Origin of the sequence: Halomonas sp. A40-4 (assembly GCF_015767635.1) — a bacterium.
Classification (GTDB): Bacteria; Pseudomonadota; Gammaproteobacteria; order Pseudomonadales; family Halomonadaceae; genus Vreelandella; species Vreelandella janggokensis.
On sequence record NZ_CP065230.1, the window covers coordinates 337,995 to 354,181 of the forward strand.

Sequence of the window (16,187 nt, forward strand, 5' to 3'; positions counted from 1 at the left end):
GAGCAAACGGTTTAAGCACGAACCCTCTTGGGTCTGTAGCTCAGTTGGTTAGAGCGCACCCCTGATAAGGGTGAGGTCGGCAGTTCAAGTCTGCCCAGACCCACCAAATTTGCGTGATACGTCGTTGCTTCACTCCTCGCATAGCAGGCTATGCGTCGCACTGAAGCGCCTAGTCTCACACAAATTACATTTTATCCAGTCATGCGTTATTTTGTGACTTGCATAGCAGGCTATGCGACGCCATAAAACGCCTTGTTCTGAATAAAATTACCCAGAGGTGAGTGTTGTTAGATGGGGCCATAGCTCAGCTGGGAGAGCGCCTGCCTTGCACGCAGGAGGTCAGCGGTTCGATCCCGCTTGGCTCCACCATTACTTTTAGTTTACTACCCGTTTACTCATGTTTTGTGACCATTGATAAGCCAAGACGCACTCACTGCGTTGCCTTATCACTGTTCATCGAACAGTCGCTCTTTAACAATGTATATCATGCTGACATGAACGTTTTTTAAGACGTTCATACGTAATTGTTTTGTGATACGTCTCAAGCGTATCCGGCAATCGTTATCATTGCGAGACACCAGACCCCTTCGGGTTATAGGGTCAAGCAATGAAGCGCACACGGTGGATGCCTAGGCAGCCAGAGGCGATGAAAGACGTGGAAGCCTGCGATAAGGCTCGGCGAGGTGGCAAACAACCTGTGACCCGGGCATTTCTGAATGGGGAAACCCACTCATCATCAGATGAGTATCCCCCACTGAATATATAGGTGGGGGAGGCGAACCAGGGGAACTGAAACATCTAAGTACCCTGAGGAAAAGAAATCAACCGAGATTCCCCCAGTAGCGGCGAGCGAACGGGGACCAGCCCTTAAGCATGAGACTGACTAGCCGAACACGTTGGGAAGCGTGGCCGTAGCGGGTGATAGCCCCGTAGTCGAAAGTCTGATCATGTGAAATCGAGTAGGTCGGGGCACGAGAAACCTTGACTGAAGACGGGGGGACCATCCTCCAAGGCTAAATACTCCTGGCTGACCGATAGTGAACCAGTACCGTGAGGGAAAGGCGAAAAGAACCCCGGAGAGGGGAGTGAAATAGATCCTGAAACCGTGTGCGTACAAGCAGTAGGAGCAGACTTGTTCTGTGACTGCGTACCTTTTGTATAATGGGTCAGCGACTTATATTCAGTGGCGAGGTTAACCGTATAGGGGAGCCGTAGGGAAACCGAGTCTTAACTGGGCGACACAGTCGCTGGATATAGACCCGAAACCGAGCGATCTATCCATGAGCAGGTTGAAGATTGAGTAACATCAATTGGAGGACCGAACCAGGATCTGTTGAAAAAGATTTGGATGACTTGTGGATCGGAGTGAAAGGCTAATCAAGCTCGGAGATAGCTGGTTCTCCTCGAAAGCTATTTAGGTAGCGCCTCACGTATCACCGCCGGGGTAGAGCACTGTTTCGGCTAGGGGGTCATCCCGACTTACCAACCCGAGGCAAACTCCGAATACCGGTGAGTGCGAGCGTGGGAGACACACAGCGGGTGCTAACGTCCGTTGTGAAAAGGGAAACAACCCAGACCGTCAGCTAAGGTCCCGAAATCCTGGTTAAGTGGGAAACGATGTGGGAAGGCTCAGACAGCTAGGAGGTTGGCTTAGAAGCAGCCATCCTTTAAAGAAAGCGTAATAGCTCACTAGTCGAGTCGGCCTGCGCGGAAGATGTAACGGGGCTAAACCAGGTACCGAAGCTACGGGTTCACACTTAGGTGTGAGCGGTAGAGGAGCGTCGTGTACGCCGATGAAGGGGAATTGAGAAGTTCGCTGGAGGTATCACGAGTGCGAATGCTGACATGAGTAACGATAAAGGGAGTGAAAAACTCCCTCGCCGGAAGACCAAGGGTTTCTGTTCGACGCTAATCGGAGCAGAGTGAGTCGGCCCCTAAGGCGAGGCCGAAAGGCGTAGTCGATGGGAAACGGGTCAATATTCCCGTACCGGACATGATTGCGATGGGGGGACGAAGAAGGCTAGGTGAGCCAGGCGTTGGTAGTCCTGGTGAAAGTCGGTAGGCTGAGGGCTCAGGTAAATCCGGGCGCTCAAGGCCGAGAGACGAGACGAAGACACCACGGTGTTGAAGTCATCGATGCCACGCTTCCAGGAAAAGCCTCTAAGCTTCAGATCATGTGCGACCGTACCCCAAACCGACACAGGTGGTCAGGGTGAGAATCCCAAGGCGCTTGAGAGAACTCGGGTGAAGGAACTAGGCAAAATGGTGCCGTAACTTCGGGAGAAGGCACGCCGGCGTATTGTGAGAGCCCTCGCGGCTTCAGCGAGAACCGGTCGAAGATACCAGGTGGCTGCAACTGTTTAGTAAAAACACAGCACTCTGCTAACGCGTAAGCGGACGTATAGGGTGTGACGCCTGCCCGGTGCCGGAAGGTTAAGTGATGGTGTTAGCCGTAAGGCGAAGCTCTTGATCGAAGCCCCGGTAAACGGCGGCCGTAACTATAACGGTCCTAAGGTAGCGAAATTCCTTGTCGGGTAAGTTCCGACCTGCACGAATGGCGTAATGATGGCCACGCTGTCTCCACCCGAGACTCAGTGAAATTGAAATCGCCGTGAAGATGCGGTGTACCCGCGGCTAGACGGAAAGACCCCGTGAACCTTTACTATAGCTTCACACTGGACGCTGATGTTGCCTGTGTAGGATAGCTGGGAGGCTTAGAAACCCGGACGCCAGTTCGGGTGGAGCCAGCCTTGAAATACCAGCCTGGCATCATTGGCGTTCTCACTCAGGTCCGTTATCCGGATCGAGGACAGTGTGTGGTGGGTAGTTTGACTGGGGCGGTCTCCTCCCAAAGCGTAACGGAGGAGCACGAAGGTACCCTCAGCACGGTCGGACATCGTGCAATGAGTGCAAGAGCATAAGGGTGCTTGACTGCGAGACAGACACGTCGAGCAGGTGCGAAAGCAGGTTCTAGTGATCCGGTGGTTCTGTATGGAAGGGCCATCGCTCAACGGATAAAAGGTACTCCGGGGATAACAGGCTGATACCGCCCAAGAGTTCACATCGACGGCGGTGTTTGGCACCTCGATGTCGGCTCATCACATCCTGGGGCTGAAGTCGGTCCCAAGGGTATGGCTGTTCGCCATTTAAAGTGGTACGCGAGCTGGGTTTAGAACGTCGTGAGACAGTTCGGTCCCTATCTGCCGTGGGCGTTGGATGTTTGAGAAGGGCTGCTCCTAGTACGAGAGGACCGGAGTGGACGCACCTCTGGTGTTCCGGTTGTCACGCCAGTGGCATTGCCGGGTAGCTATGTGCGGACGGGATAACCGCTGAAAGCATCTAAGCGGGAAGCCCCCTTCAAGATGAGACATCCCTGAGGCCTAGAGCCTCCTGAAGGGCCCAGCGAGACCAGCTGGTTGATAGGCACGGTGTGGACGCGCTGCAAGGCGTTGAGCTAACGTGTACTAATGGCCCGTGAGGCTTGACCCTATAACACCCAAGGGGTCTGGTCGTGATGATAACGAGACAAACCGGATACGCGTACTGAGCCAAGTGGTGATGACACAGGGCTTGGTAGGAGACGCACACAAAGCACAGCATGATATGCATTTAAAGTTACGCCTGACGACCATAGCAAGCGTGAACCACCTGATCCCTTGCCGAACTCAGCAGTGAAACCGCTTCGCGCCGATGGTAGTGTGGGGTCTCCCCATGCGAGAGTAGGTCATCGTCAGGCACCTATACCGCAGAAACCCCCGAGCATATTGTGCTCGGGGGTTTTTGTTTACGGGGCTTCCCATGGAGAGTCCTGAATGGTCGGCCTCAGGATGGCCTGCCCCCGGAGCGCCGGCCGGCGGAAGGCCGCCCCCCGGAGCGCCGGCCGGATCATCGTCAGACACTTATTCGAAAAAATCCCCCAGCCTCGAAGAGGCTGGGGGATTTTTTATGCCGCTCTAGTTAACCGCATTATGGTCGGGGGTGTTTGTTTATCTGGCTAGCTTTTGTGTCAAAATACTGCCCCCAAGGAGGAATGTCATGACACAAATGCGCTGGGAAGAGTTACTTTCCCCTAAACGGCTCCACGACCAACGCTCGACCAGTACCCGCGAAATAGGGCGTAGTCCGTTTCACAAAGATCACGACCGCATTGTCTTTTCCGGTTCTTTCAGGCGCCTTGGACGTAAAACGCAGGTCCACCCCCTGACTGAAAACGATCATATCCACACCCGCTTGACCCACTCGTTGGAAGTCGGCTGTGTGGGACGCTCTTTGGGCATGATTGTGGGCGAGCTGTTACGCGAGAGGTTGCCGAAATGGATAACACCTGCTGATTTGGGAGTGATCGTTCAAACGGCATGCCTGGGTCATGATATTGGTAACCCTCCTTTTGGGCACGCCGGTGAGTATGCCATTCGTGATTGGTTTCAGCGTGCTCAGAGCAGCGGCCTGTTAGAAGGTCTGTCAGAGGCTGAGCGCGAGGATTTGTTGACCTACGAGGGCAACGCCCAGGGGTTTCGAGTGATTACCCAGATCGAATATAACCAGTTCAATGGCGGTATGCGACTTTCTGCGGCGACACTGGGTGCGTTACTTAAATACCCTTGGACGGTCCGTTACAGTGGGCGCGCGGGGAAGTTTGGCGCATATCAGTCAGAGCAGGCATTGCTCAAAGAGGTCGCTGAAGCAGTGGGTCTACTGCCCAAGGGTGAGCAGCGCTGGTGTCGACATCCGTTAGCCTGGCTGGTCGAAGCGGCGGATGACATCTGCTATGCACTACTGGATCTCGAAGATGGTTTGGAAATGGGGATTCTGCGTTATGAAGAAGTTGTCGAGGTCTTGCGTCAGATAGCGGGAGAATTTCCACCTGAGTATGCCGAGATGCAAGCCCGCAATGTGTCACAACGTCGGCGAATTGCACTGCTTCGTGGCGCAGCGATGGAGCGTGCGGTCAATGATGTTGGCGCGGTGTTTGTGCAACATGAACAGGCCCTGCTGAGTGGAACGCTCAGCGATGACCTTCTGGAACTGTGCCACCCAGATCTGGGATGGGGCGTTCAGGCGGCAAAGCAGTTGGCCCGGGAGCGCATTTTCCAAAATGAGCGGAAGGCAAAACTGGAAATTGGCGCCTATACAACGCTGGGCATTTTGCTTGAAGCGTTTATTGGTGCTGCACACGAGTTGCACCACACCGGGCGTAGCTCGTTCAAGCATCAGCGTGTTCTCGCCTTGATAGGCGAGAACACGCCGCTGGCGTCCTGGCCGCTCTACGAAAGCTACCGGCGAATGCTGGATTTTATCGGCGGTATGACAGATCACTATGCCGTCGACCTGGCCCAGGAAATGGGCGGGCGTTTGCGAGGCGATTAGGCTTCATCATACCGAAGGTTGGCGAAGATGCGTCAGCTCCATGAGCTTGGCGCGTTCCAGCAAAATATTGATGATCTTATCGTGAATGGGGTCGCTGATCTGGCCGGGGGTGAGCGCGGTCAGTTGGCTTGCCAGCATATCGCCACTTACGACTAAAATGTCAGGTGCCGCGTCATCGGTGTCAATGTGCCAGCCGGGTAAGACCAGCACACCTCTCACGGGCACCGAAACACCACAGCGCTGTTCCAGCCATTGGCGTAGCCAATCGACCCCTTGACGCGTTTTATGCAGTGGACGCCGTTCTTGCCAATAGGGAAAGCGAAGTCGCTCGCGCTCGACGGCAACCGTATTTTGCCCACGCCCTGCATTACTGATGGGGACAGCGCGTGCGCGGGTTTCGACCACGAAAACGCCGTGCGGGGTCACCACCACATGATCAATCGTAAAATTATCCGTCGGCACGTCGTGGAAAACGTAGTAAGGGTGTGCATCGGGGCGGATAAGCCGCTCAAGTTCCTGGCCGACAGCAAGCTCGCAGGCCAGTCCCAGCTTCAATCGCCGAATGCGTTGGTAGTCGCGGACTAAAAGCAATGAAAATGCCAGGACAAGCAGTGTACTAAGCAGGCCATACAGCGCCCATTCCACCCAGTCCTGTTTATCGGCAAAAAGCATTCGCCCCATACCATAGACCAATGGCGAAAGACTGATCAAAGGGCCTAATGCGCCGTTGAGGAACAGGCTTGAGAACGCTTGATCCAACCGGTAGCGCAAAGCCTGGCCGGGCTCGCGTAGCGGGGTGTCGAAGGGAGATTGAACACGAGCGTCATGCAGGCTACGGAGTGCCAAAACAATGCTGGCCATCGCCGCCATGGGAAAGAGAAAAATCAGCGGGAGCAAATATTCTAGCCAGGTCATTGCAAAGTCCTAGTGCGATGTGACTGCACAGTGACGGTCCGTCCTGAGACGCATGGATTAGCCACCAGCCAGTTTGACTTGATAGCCGCGTGCAGTTAACTCCTGCTTCAGGCTATCACGGTGATCACCTTGAATTTCAATGATGCCATCTTTAACAGCACCGCCTGTGCCACAGCGTTTTTTAAGCGCTTTGGCGAGGTCTTTGAGCTCTGCGGTTGTTAGCGGTATGCCGCTAATCGTCGTGACCCCTTTGCCTTTACGGCCACTGGTTTCACGACGAATACGGACGACACCGTCAAGGGCGGCAATACGCGCTTGTTCGCTATCGGCATCACAGCGACAGGATTCGAGAGGTTCACGGCAAGAGGGGCAGGTGTTGCCTTTTTCGGTGGAATATACCAGCCCACCAAGCTGGTCGCGTAATGAGGCCATCGCGTTATTTTCCTTCAGAGTAATAAGGCTCGGCTGCCTCGCTCATTTCCTGGCTTAACTGCCTGACCACGGCAGGTAGCTGAAACATGTTGCTGATCATGATGGCATTTTCCGGCGTGGTTTCAGCGTCGGGAAAGCGATTCAAATGAATGACCTTCATGCCAGCTTCAAGGGCAGCCCGTACGCCGACTAACGCATCATCAATGGCGATACAGTTAGCTGCGTTGAATCCCATGATACTCGCGGCATAGAGATGTAAACAGGGTTCTGGTTTCCAGCAGTTGGCGGTATAGCCACTGAAAAGGCGTTCCGCGAAATAGCCATCGAGCCCTGTTGCCTTGAGCGCAGTGCGAATTTTGCCTTCGGGGCCGTTAGAGACCACTGCACTCGGGTAAGCGGATAACCGCTCAAGGGCTTCTTTCGCGCCGGGAATCGTGGTGAGTTCATTGGCGAGCCGTTTAGCCAGGTTGGCACGCATGGCGTTTTCCATGCTGTTCAACTGATCATTGCAGACATTGCCATGGCGTAACTGTAGCTGGGCAACGATATTACGAAAGCGCGAGCCTCTAAATTCACCCAAATAGTCAGACGGTAAGAAAGGAAGTCCCACACTATTCAGCCCTGTCGACATCTCTTCGGCAAGAAGAGGCTCACTATCAACCAAGGTGCCATCGCAATCAAATAATAACAGGGGAAGCGGCATGGGAGATTTCCTAGCAGAGACTCAGCAGCTGCAGTGACAAACAGAAAAATTAATCATAAGACCATTGAACGAGATTTTAGCGTATTTGTGAACAGTGTTCTGTAATTTTTTGCTTGCCTGACCGGTTGAGCTGATTCAGATTGACCAAAAACGTGTGACTAGCATGCCAAATTTGACCGTTTATTGAGCGGCATTTTTACGGTTTATAGTTAAGGCGCGAGGCACGAAATGACGTGCTAAGCTGTACTACCACAATAAGGAGACCGTGACGATGCGACTAACCCCCTGGATCATGCCGTTGGCGTTTGCTGCCGCCATGCTGGCCGCCACTAGTGCGGCAACCGCTGACGAACATGAGCATGAGCCTCTCGACGATGCAGCGCTCGAGGAAGAATATGGTATTAAAGCAGGTGCCGTTAAGCGGGACGCTGAAGACCGTAGCAGCGATACCTCTGACGCCGAGAACAATGGTGCTGAGGAAGAAGCGGCAGAAGATGAAGAAACCTCAGCGGGTACTGGCGGCTCTGGCGATGCGAATGCGGATAACGGAGAAAGTGATGACAGCGAAAGCGACTCCGAAGACGAAGAGTAAGTACTCCATTCAATAAGTGTCCATTAAAAAGACGGCCAAGTTGGCCGTCTTTTTTGGTGGCTACTGCCAGACATGATGCTGTTGGCGTTACTTTACCTTGGGGGCCAGTTCGCCACGCTCGTAGCGCTGATACATGTCTTCCAGGCTGATGGGGTTTATCTTGCTGGCATTACCTGCCGTACCAAAGGCTTCATAACGCGCAATGCAAAGCTCGCGCATGGCCGAGACGGTTTCTTTGAGGAATTTGCGCGGATCAAATTCAGACGGATTTTCAGCCAAGAAGCGACGCACTGCCCCGGTAGATGCCAAACGTAAGTCGGTATCCACGTTCACCTTGCGCACGCCATGCTTGATGCCTTCCACAATTTCTTCGACAGGCACCCCGTAGGTTTCGGGAATCTCGCCGCCATATTGGTTGATGACATCGAGCCATTCCTGGGGCACAGACGATGAACCGTGCATGACCAGATGCGTGTCAGGGATGCGCGCATGGATTTCCTTGATGCGCTGGATCGATAGCGTGTCACCCGTGGGTGGCTTGGTGAACTTGTAAGCACCGTGGCTGGTGCCAATGGCAATCGCAAGCGCATCCACATGGGTAGCTTTGACAAACTCAGCCGCTTCTTCCGGGTCGGTGAGCAGTTGCTCCATGTCGAGCTTGCCTTCGGCACCGATACCGTCTTCTTCACCGGCCATACCGGTTTCCAGACTGCCCAGGCAGCCCAGTTCGCCCTCGACGGAAACGCCGCAGGCATGCGCCATGTCGACGGCGCGGCGCGTCACATCAACGTTGTACGCGTAATCTGTGGGGGTCTTGCCGTCTTCGCCCAGTGAACCATCCATCATGACGGATGAGAAGCCGAGCTGGATAGAGCGTTGGCAAACGGCCGGGCTGGTCCCATGATCCTGGTGCATGGCCACCGGAATATGCGGGAACTCTTCAACAGCCGCCAGAATCAAGTGGCGCAGAAATGGGGCGCCCGCATACTTACGGGCACCGGCGGACGCTTGCACGATGACCGGTGAGTCGGTCGCATCGGCGGCTTCCATAATGGCGCGCATCTGTTCCAGGTTATTAACGTTGAACGCCGGGACGCCGTAGCCGTATTCGGCGGCATGGTCTAGCATTTGGCGCATGCTGATCAGAGCCATTGAGTCACCTTATCTGTGAGGTTAATGCTGGTATCGGAGTCAACGGGCGCAGCGAGCGCCCGCTGAAATGTTAACGGTTATCCGCGTTGGGCGGCGGCTTCGAGCGCAGCGACGGCAGGTAACTGTTTGCCTTCGACGTATTCAAGAAACGCACCACCGCCAGTTGAGATGTAGGATACATGATCTTCAATGGCGTATTTATCGATGGCCGCCAAGGTATCTCCACCACCGGCGATTGAGAAAGCGCTGCTTGCGGCAATGGCGTGGGCGATCACCTCGGTGCCTTTGCCAAACTGATCAATTTCAAACACACCAACCGGGCCATTCCATAAAATGGTGCCGGCGTTTTTCAACAGGCTGGCCAGATGCGCAGCAGTATCGGGCCCGATGTCCAGGATCATTTCGTCATCGCCAACCTGATCTACCGGCTTGACCACCGCGTCGGCAGATTCGGAGAATTCGGTCGCCACCACCACATCAGTGGGTAGCGGTATAGTGACTTTTTCCATCAGCGCTTTTGCCTGGCCGATTAAATCCGCTTCATGAAGCGATTTGCCGACATTGTAGCCTGCGGCGGCAATGAACGTATTGGCGATGCCGCCGCCAACAATCAGTTGGTCGCACTTGTCGGAAAGCGCGGTCAGCACGTCTAGTTTGGTCGACACTTTGGAGCCACCAACAATCGCCGCCATGGGGCGAGCGGGATGAGCCAGGGCCTTTTCCAGCGCATCAAGTTCCTGGGCGATCAGAGGGCCTGCACAGGCCGTCGGGGCAAAGCGCGCAACGCCATGGGTCGACGCCTGCGCACGGTGGGCGGTGCCGAAGGCATCCATCACGAAGATATCGCACAGGCTGGCATACTGTTTGGCAAGGTGCTCATCGTCCTTCTTCTCGCCAGTGTTGAAGCGCACGTTTTCCAGCAGCGCAACGTCGCCGTCGGCCAATGTCGGTGCACGATCAAGATAGTCGGTAATCAGTTTAACAGGGTGGCCCAGCAATTCACCCAGGTGTGCAGCGACGGGTGCCAGTGAAAATTCGTCGGCTGACTCGCCTTCCGTCGGGCGGCCCAGGTGGCTCATCAGCAGGACTTTGGCACCGGCCTTGGCAGCTGCCTGGATCGTCGGAAGCGCCGCACGAAGACGTGCATCGCTGGACACACGCCCGTGCTTGATCGGTACGTTGAGGTCTTCACGAATCAGTACGCGCTGTCCTTTCAAGGACAGGTCGGTCATTTTTTGCACGTTCATGCGAGTATTTCCTCGTGTTCAAGCGGGTGAAAAGTCATGGTGGAGCCCTGCGAGTCAGCGTGTGCTGCCTTCCGCCAGTGTGGCCAAGCGTTGGGTGATGTCCAGCATGCGATTGGCAAACCCCCATTCGTTATCAAACCAGCACAGCAGCTTGACCAGGCGTTTACCGGCCACCCGTGTCTGTGTGGCGTCTAGGATGCCAGAGCGCGGGTCGTGATTAAAATCGATCGAGGCCATGGGGGCTTCGGTATAGCCTAATACCCCCGCCAATTGCTGTTGGCTGGCTTCCCGTAGCAGTGCATTCACCTGGTCGGCATCGGTGTCCTGGTGCACCGTCAGCGCTGCATCCATGGCGGATACGTTAATGGTGGGGACGCGCATATGCAGGCACTCAAAACGACCGGCAAGACGCGGCATCAAGCGGCTGATGCCCAACGCCAAGCCGGTGTCCACCGGTACGATGGATTGCATCGCTGAACGCGTCAGGCGCAGATCGGTCTGATGGTAGGCGTCAATGACCGGCTGATCATTCATGGCCGAATGAATCGTGGTGGTTACGCCATGCTCCAGTCCCAGTGCGTTGTCCAGAACGGTCAGTAAGGGTACCAGGCAATTGGTGGTACACGACGCCGCCGAGATAATGCGCTGCGAGCGTGTCAGCTCGTTCTGGTTAATGCCCCATACAACGGTGGCATCGACATCGCTTTCAGCGGGTTGAGAAAACAGCAGGCGCTTGGCCCCGGCTTCAAGGTGCTGCTCGGCGGTGGCGCGATCCTTGAAGCTGCCCGAGCACTCCAGTACCAGATCAATATCCAGAGCGGCCCAGGGAAGTGACCGTGGATCTTGTTCGCAGAGGACATGAATGCGCTCCCCGTTAATCAGCAGCGCTTCGCCATCGTTATCCACCTCACCTGGAAAACGGCCGTGAGTGGTATCGTAACGGGTGAGATAGGTAATGGTCGCCAGGTCGGAAAGCTCGTTGATTGCCACCACTTCAATATCGGGGTGGCCTCGCTCAACCAGCGCGCGCAGGATGCATTGGCCAATGCGTCCGTAGCCATTAATGGCGATGCGATACCTTTTGGAATTAGCCATGTCGCGAAGCGGCTCTTGAAAGTGGAGCAGGGGCCACGGTGGGCATGAAAGTAGACGCGATGATAACGTATTTCAGCTGGCGATGCTTAGCCCACACCTACCAACTCCCAGGCCAGTGGTAGCAATAGCGCGGTAAAAATGCCGGTCAGACTCATTCCCAATGAGGCAAAGGCGCCGGCGGTGGGGCTTAGCTCAAAGGCTCGCACGGTGCCAATCGCATGACCATTCAGACCCAGTGCAAAGCCGATAATGCGTTCGTCGTCGATGTGTAAAACCCTTGCGCAAAGGCTGACAAACGGAATGGTGACGACCCCCGTCATCAGTAAGGCCCCCATCAATAGAGCCACGTTGCCACCCAACTGTTCGGTAATGCCAATGGCGATCGGCGCAGTGACGGATTTGGCGGCGATGGAGGCCAATATCTGACCGGAGCTGCCCATTAACCAGGCAATACCCAACGCATAGCAAGCTGCCAGTGCTGCCGAGATCGGCAGGCATATCGCTAACGGGCGCCAGAGTGCGCGGATACGTGGTAACTGTTGGTAAAGCGGCATCCCCAAGGCAACCGTTGCCGGTCCTAACAGGACCGTCAGCCAATCGGCGCCCTGACGGTAGGTTGCATAAGGCATGCCTATCAGCGCTAACGCCCCGGCGAGGAGTAACGCGGCAACCAGGATGGCGGGAAGCCAGGCGGGCTTTTTCAGGCGATTAAAGAGCTCGCTGCCCAACAAGTACGCCGCGATTGTCAGCCCGACGGCAAACAGTGGCGTCGCAGTGAGCGTCGCCAATACGTCAATGGGCATGATGCCCCATGAGCCGTTTCAGCAACCAGAGTGTGGTAATGACACTTAGCAGCGTTCCGAGTAGCAGCGCCGCCAGGATGGCAAGCCACTGGCCCGCCAGTTCATCGAGAATAAAGAAGACGCCCACAACACCGGGCATGATGAGCATGGCGAGCAGACCAATCAGCGGCTGAGCCGCGGCTGCGATACTGGATGGTACGCGGCCGATGACTACCAGAGTGGCGCACATCAGCAGCATGCCCACCACGCCTGACGAGATGGGCAAGCCGGAAAAGTGGATAACCACTTCTCCGAGCAACCAGTAGCCAATCAGCCATAACAGGCCACTCAACGCTGGCATGGCCTACCTCGCTTGCTTATCCGAGTAGCTCATTGGCCTGTTTGACGACGTTTTCGACGGTAAAACCGAAATGCTTGAATAGGTCGCCCGCCGGGGCCGATTCTCCGTAGGTGGTCATGCCGATCACCCGGCCATCCAGGCCCACGTACTTGTACCAGTAGTCCGCATGCCCGGCTTCGATGGCGATACGCTTGGTGACCGCCTTGGGCAGTACGCTTTCACGGTATTCGGCATCCTGGCCGTTAAAACGGTAGGCCGAGGGCATGGACACCACACGGACGGCCCTGCCCTGCTGCTCGAGCTCAGCGGCGGCGTCCATCGCCAACGACACTTCTGAGCCGGTGGCAATCAGAATCAGCTCGGGCGTTACGGGCGTGCCTTCACTGTCCTTGAGAACAGGGTCTTTAAGCACGTACGCCCCGTTTTGAATCGACGCCAGCTGTGCCTTGGTGCGCTGCTGATGGGGCAGGCCCTGACGCGAGAGAACCAGCGCGGTGGGGCCGGAGTGGCGTTTGAGGGCGGCGTCCCAGGCCGCCACGGTTTCCACCGCATCGCAAGGGCGCCAGGTGTTCAGGTTGGGCGTGGTGCGCAGGCTGGTCAGCTGCTCGATCGGTTGGTGGGTCGGGCCATCTTCGCCAAGGCCGATGGAGTCATGGGTGAAGACGTAAATCGCCTGTTGCCCCATCAGCGATGCCATGCGCACTGAATTACGCATGTACTCCATGAAAATCAGGAAGGTCGCCCCGAACGGCACAAAGCCGCCGTGCAGGCCAATCCCGTTCATGACCGCGCCCATGCCAAACTCGCGCACGCCATAGTGCAGGTAGTTGCCACTGGCGTCTTCCGGCGTGATCGCTTTGGCGCCGTTCCAGAACGTCAGGTTCGATGGGGCCAGGTCGGCACTGCCGCCCAATAGCTCCGGCATCTGCGGGCCAATTACGTTCAACGTTTCAAAGGAGGCCTTGCGTGAGGCAATGCTGTCGCCCTTTTCCTGGGCTTGCTCAAGCAGCGCTTCGGTGGGCAGCTCCGCAGGCAGCTGCGCCTTCATACGGCGCTGGAACTCGCGTGCTTCGGCGGGGAACGCCTCCGCATAGCGGTCAAACCGGGCATTCCATGCCTGCTGGTGCGCGCGGCCGGCTTCGCGGGCATCCCAGGCTGAATAGATTGGCTCTGGAACATGGAAGGGTGCATGGGGCCAGCCCAGTTGCTCGCGGGCGGCCGCCACTTCGTCATCCCCCAATGCCGCCCCATGGGCTTCTTCCTTGCCCTGCTTGTTAGGGGCACCAAAGCCGATGATGGTTTTGCAGATAATCAGGCTGGGTTTGTCATCGTGGCTTTTGGCCAGTTCAATGGCCGCGTTGACCTCGTCCGGGTTGTGGCCGTCAACCGTCGGCACCACGTGCCAGCCGTACGCCTCAAAACGTTTCGCCGTATCGTCGGTAAACCAGCCTTTCACTTCGCCGTCGATGGAGATGCCGTTATCGTCATACACCGCAATCAGTTTGCCGAGCTGCTGGGTGCCCGCCAGCGACGCCGCTTCGTGGGAAATGCCCTCCATCAGGCAGCCGTCACCCAGGAAGCACCAGGTGTGGTGGTCGACGATGGTGTGGCCAGGGCGGTTGAACTGCGCCGCCAGGGTTTTTTCGGCGATGGCAAAGCCCACGGCGTTGGCAAAGCCCTGCCCCAACGGGCCAGTGGTGGTTTCAATGCCCGGTGCGTAGCCGTATTCCGGGTGCCCGGCGGTCGGCGAGTGCAACTGGCGGAAATTCTGCAGTTGTTCCAGGCTGAGCTCATAACCGGTCAGGTGCAGCAGCGAATAGAGCAGCATGGAGCCGTGTCCGTTGGACAGCACGAACCGATCACGATCGGCCCATTTCGGGTCTTCGGGGTTGTGCTTGAGGTGGTCATTCCACAGCACTTCGGCAATATCCGCCATCCCCATGGGCGCGCCCGGATGGCCGGACTTGGCCTTCTGGACGGCATCCATGGAAAGGGCGCGAATGGCATTGGCCAGCTCAAAACGGGACGGCATGGGGTGCTCCTCGCTTGAAAACGTGAATAATAAAGCGCTATTGTCGCTGACTTCCCGGGCGTCGGCAAATTCTATGGGCTCGTTCTGGGAAGAACTTCCAACAGCGTGTAAACTTTGGCCCCCGAAGCGCAGTGTTGCTTCTTTAATAGGTGGGCAGGGCAACTTCCTGCCATGATTTCCTGCTGATGCTGCGGTGACTTGCCGCCGTCACACCGAGGGTAGAGTGCGCGATGAGCGAATATTCCCTGTTTACCTCCGAGTCCGTCTCCGAAGGTCATCCTGATAAAATTGCCGACCAGATTTCCGATGCGGTGCTGGATGCCATTATTGCCCGTGACAAGCAGGCGCGCGTTGCCTGTGAAACCATGGTCAAGACCGGTGTCGCGATCATCGCCGGTGAAATCAGCACGAATGCCTGGGTGGACCTTGAGACCCTGGTACGTGAAGTGATTACTGAGATTGGCTATACCTCATCGGATGTGGGCTTCGATGGCGCCACCTGTGGCGTGGTCAATCTGATCGGTAAACAGAGCGTCGATATTGCCCAGGGCGTTGATCGTAGCAAGCCGGAAGATCAGGGCGCGGGCGATCAGGGGTTGATGTTTGGCTACGCCACCAACGAGACCGACTCCTTCATGCCGGCGCCGATCCATTACTCGCATCGTCTGGTGGAGCGCCAGGCGGAGCTGCGCAAGAACGGCCTGCTGCCATGGTTGCGCCCGGATGCCAAGAGCCAGGTGACCTTCCGCTATAATGAAGAAGGCCAACCCTGCGGCGTCGATGCCGTGGTGCTTTCCACCCAGCACGATCCGGATATCGACCAGCAAGACCTGCGTAAAATGGTCAAGCGGGAAATTATTGAACAGGTGATCCCCGCTGAATGGCTCGATGATGATACCCAATACCACATCAACCCCACCGGTAAATTCGTGATTGGCGGCCCGGTGGGCGACTGTGGCTTGACCGGCCGCAAGATCATTGTCGATACCTACGGCGGCATGGCACGCCACGGCGGCGGTGCCTTCTCGGGCAAGGATCCGTCCAAGGTTGATCGCAGCGCGGCTTATGCCGGTCGCTATGTGGCCAAAAACATCGTGGCGGCGGGCCTCGCCGACAAGTGTGAAATCCAGATTTCCTACGCGATCGGCGTGGCCGAGCCGACCTCCGTGTCCATCGATACCTTCGGTACCGGCAAGGTGAGTGATGCCCAGATCGTCAAACTGGTGCGTGAGCATTTTGATCTGCGTCCTTTCGCGATTACCCGAATGCTCGACCTGCTTCATCCGATGTACCAGCTGACCGCCGCATACGGACACTTTGGCCGCGAGCCGTTTGAGCACAGCTACCATTGGGTCGATGATAAAGGCCATACCCAACAAGAGACGTTCATCGCCTTCCCTTGGGAGCGCACCGACAAGGCCGATACGCTCCGTCAGGCAGCAGCTTTGTAAGATATTTGCTCGCTGTGTTGTAAGAAAACGTCCCTTTGGCGCATGCCGGGGACGTTTT

The 16,187-nt window shown here is 56.3% G+C and carries 12 protein-coding genes, 2 tRNA genes and 2 rRNA genes; 7 read left to right on the forward strand and 9 right to left on the reverse strand.

Annotated features, from left to right (window positions below; genetic code table 11):
* Window positions 1–29: 29 nt before the first annotated feature.
* The 5 genes from IT895_RS01695 (at window position 30) to IT895_RS01715 (ending at window position 5,367) form a co-directional block, all read left to right on the forward strand.
* Window positions 30–106 (forward strand) — tRNA-Ile (locus IT895_RS01695).
* A gap of 187 nt (window positions 107–293) precedes the next feature.
* A tRNA-Ala gene (locus IT895_RS01700) sits at window positions 294–369 on the forward strand.
* A 229-nt stretch (window positions 370–598) separates the two neighbouring features.
* A 23S ribosomal RNA gene (locus tag IT895_RS01705) occupies window positions 599–3,489 on the forward strand.
* Between the two features lie 131 nt (window positions 3,490–3,620).
* Window positions 3,621–3,736, forward strand: a 5S ribosomal RNA gene (rrf, locus tag IT895_RS01710).
* A gap of 299 nt (window positions 3,737–4,035) precedes the next feature.
* Complete coding sequence (locus tag IT895_RS01715; RefSeq protein WP_085917708.1) at window positions 4,036–5,367, forward strand: deoxyguanosinetriphosphate triphosphohydrolase; 1,332 nt, start codon at window positions 4,036–4,038, stop codon at window positions 5,365–5,367.
* 6 nt (window positions 5,368–5,373) lie between these two features.
* Here IT895_RS01715 and IT895_RS01720 read toward each other — a convergent pair whose 3' ends face one another.
* Genes IT895_RS01720 through IT895_RS01730 form a run of 3 tightly spaced genes read right to left on the reverse strand, consistent with a single transcriptional unit; the run spans window position 5,374 to window position 7,417 of the window.
* Window positions 5,374–6,282 carry a nuclease-related domain-containing protein gene (locus IT895_RS01720; protein ID WP_199284523.1) on the reverse strand — a complete coding sequence of 303 codons (909 nt, stop codon included), beginning with the start codon at window positions 6,280–6,282 and terminating at the stop codon, window positions 5,374–5,376.
* A 57-nt stretch (window positions 6,283–6,339) separates the two neighbouring features.
* Window positions 6,340–6,714 (reverse strand): translation initiation factor Sui1, encoded by a 375-nt coding sequence (locus IT895_RS01725; RefSeq protein ID WP_085917710.1) that lies wholly within the window; start codon window positions 6,712–6,714, stop codon window positions 6,340–6,342.
* Between the two features lie 4 nt (window positions 6,715–6,718).
* A complete protein-coding gene (locus IT895_RS01730) occupies window positions 6,719–7,417 on the reverse strand; it encodes an HAD-IA family hydrolase (protein ID WP_085917711.1) in 699 nt (232 codons plus the stop codon).
* A 271-nt stretch (window positions 7,418–7,688) separates the two neighbouring features.
* On the opposite strand from IT895_RS01730, the gene IT895_RS01735 reads away from it, so the two are divergent.
* Window positions 7,689–8,009, forward strand: a complete 321-nt coding sequence (locus IT895_RS01735) for a hypothetical protein (RefSeq protein WP_199284524.1) — start codon at window positions 7,689–7,691, stop codon at window positions 8,007–8,009.
* Between the two features lie 87 nt (window positions 8,010–8,096).
* Here the strand turns inward: IT895_RS01735 and fba are convergent, their stop codons facing one another.
* The 6 genes from fba to tkt form a co-directional block, all read right to left on the reverse strand.
* A complete protein-coding gene (gene fba, locus IT895_RS01740; protein ID WP_199284525.1) occupies window positions 8,097–9,161 on the reverse strand; it encodes a class II fructose-bisphosphate aldolase in 1,065 nt (354 codons plus the stop codon).
* Window positions 9,162–9,238: 77 nt separating this feature from the next.
* Window positions 9,239–10,408, reverse strand: coding sequence for a phosphoglycerate kinase (locus IT895_RS01745; RefSeq protein WP_199284526.1), 1,170 nt, complete (start codon window positions 10,406–10,408; stop codon window positions 9,239–9,241).
* A gap of 54 nt (window positions 10,409–10,462) precedes the next feature.
* Window positions 10,463–11,503, reverse strand: coding sequence for a type I glyceraldehyde-3-phosphate dehydrogenase (locus IT895_RS01750; RefSeq protein ID WP_199284527.1), 1,041 nt, complete (start codon window positions 11,501–11,503; stop codon window positions 10,463–10,465).
* Window positions 11,504–11,589: 86 nt separating this feature from the next.
* Window positions 11,590–12,306, reverse strand: coding sequence for an LrgB family protein (locus tag IT895_RS01755; RefSeq protein ID WP_199284528.1), 717 nt, complete (start codon window positions 12,304–12,306; stop codon window positions 11,590–11,592).
* Window positions 12,296–12,646 (reverse strand): CidA/LrgA family protein, encoded by a 351-nt coding sequence (locus IT895_RS01760; RefSeq protein WP_085917717.1) that lies wholly within the window; start codon window positions 12,644–12,646, stop codon window positions 12,296–12,298. The genes IT895_RS01755 and IT895_RS01760 overlap by 11 nt, the downstream gene beginning before the upstream one ends.
* 16 nt (window positions 12,647–12,662) lie before the next feature.
* Complete coding sequence (gene tkt / locus IT895_RS01765; RefSeq protein ID WP_199284529.1) at window positions 12,663–14,678, reverse strand: transketolase; 2,016 nt, start codon at window positions 14,676–14,678, stop codon at window positions 12,663–12,665.
* Between the two features lie 230 nt (window positions 14,679–14,908).
* On the opposite strand from tkt, the gene metK reads away from it, so the two are divergent.
* A complete protein-coding gene (gene metK, locus IT895_RS01770) occupies window positions 14,909–16,129 on the forward strand; it encodes a methionine adenosyltransferase (protein ID WP_085917719.1) in 1,221 nt (406 codons plus the stop codon).
* Window positions 16,130–16,187: the final 58 nt, after the last annotated feature.

Coding starts and splice junctions, on each gene's coding strand:
- fba (WP_199284525.1), bottom strand. CDS start 9,161: ATGGCTCTGATCAGCATGCGCCAAATGCTAGACCATGCCGCCGAATAC.
- tkt (WP_199284529.1), bottom strand. CDS start 14,678: ATGCCGTCCCGTTTTGAGCTGGCCAATGCCATTCGCGCCCTTTCCATG.
- IT895_RS01735 (WP_199284524.1), top strand. CDS start 7,689: ATGCGACTAACCCCCTGGATCATGCCGTTGGCGTTTGCTGCCGCCATG.
- IT895_RS01720 (WP_199284523.1), bottom strand. CDS start 6,282: ATGACCTGGCTAGAATATTTGCTCCCGCTGATTTTTCTCTTTCCCATG.
- IT895_RS01730 (WP_085917711.1), bottom strand. CDS start 7,417: ATGCCGCTTCCCCTGTTATTATTTGATTGCGATGGCACCTTGGTTGAT.
- metK (WP_085917719.1), top strand. CDS start 14,909: ATGAGCGAATATTCCCTGTTTACCTCCGAGTCCGTCTCCGAAGGTCAT.
- IT895_RS01745 (WP_199284526.1), bottom strand. CDS start 10,408: ATGAACGTGCAAAAAATGACCGACCTGTCCTTGAAAGGACAGCGCGTA.
- IT895_RS01715 (WP_085917708.1), top strand. CDS start 4,036: ATGACACAAATGCGCTGGGAAGAGTTACTTTCCCCTAAACGGCTCCAC.
- IT895_RS01755 (WP_199284528.1), bottom strand. CDS start 12,306: ATGCCCATTGACGTATTGGCGACGCTCACTGCGACGCCACTGTTTGCC.
- IT895_RS01750 (WP_199284527.1), bottom strand. CDS start 11,503: ATGGCTAATTCCAAAAGGTATCGCATCGCCATTAATGGCTACGGACGC.
- IT895_RS01760 (WP_085917717.1), bottom strand. CDS start 12,646: ATGCCAGCGTTGAGTGGCCTGTTATGGCTGATTGGCTACTGGTTGCTC.
- IT895_RS01725 (WP_085917710.1), bottom strand. CDS start 6,714: ATGGCCTCATTACGCGACCAGCTTGGTGGGCTGGTATATTCCACCGAA.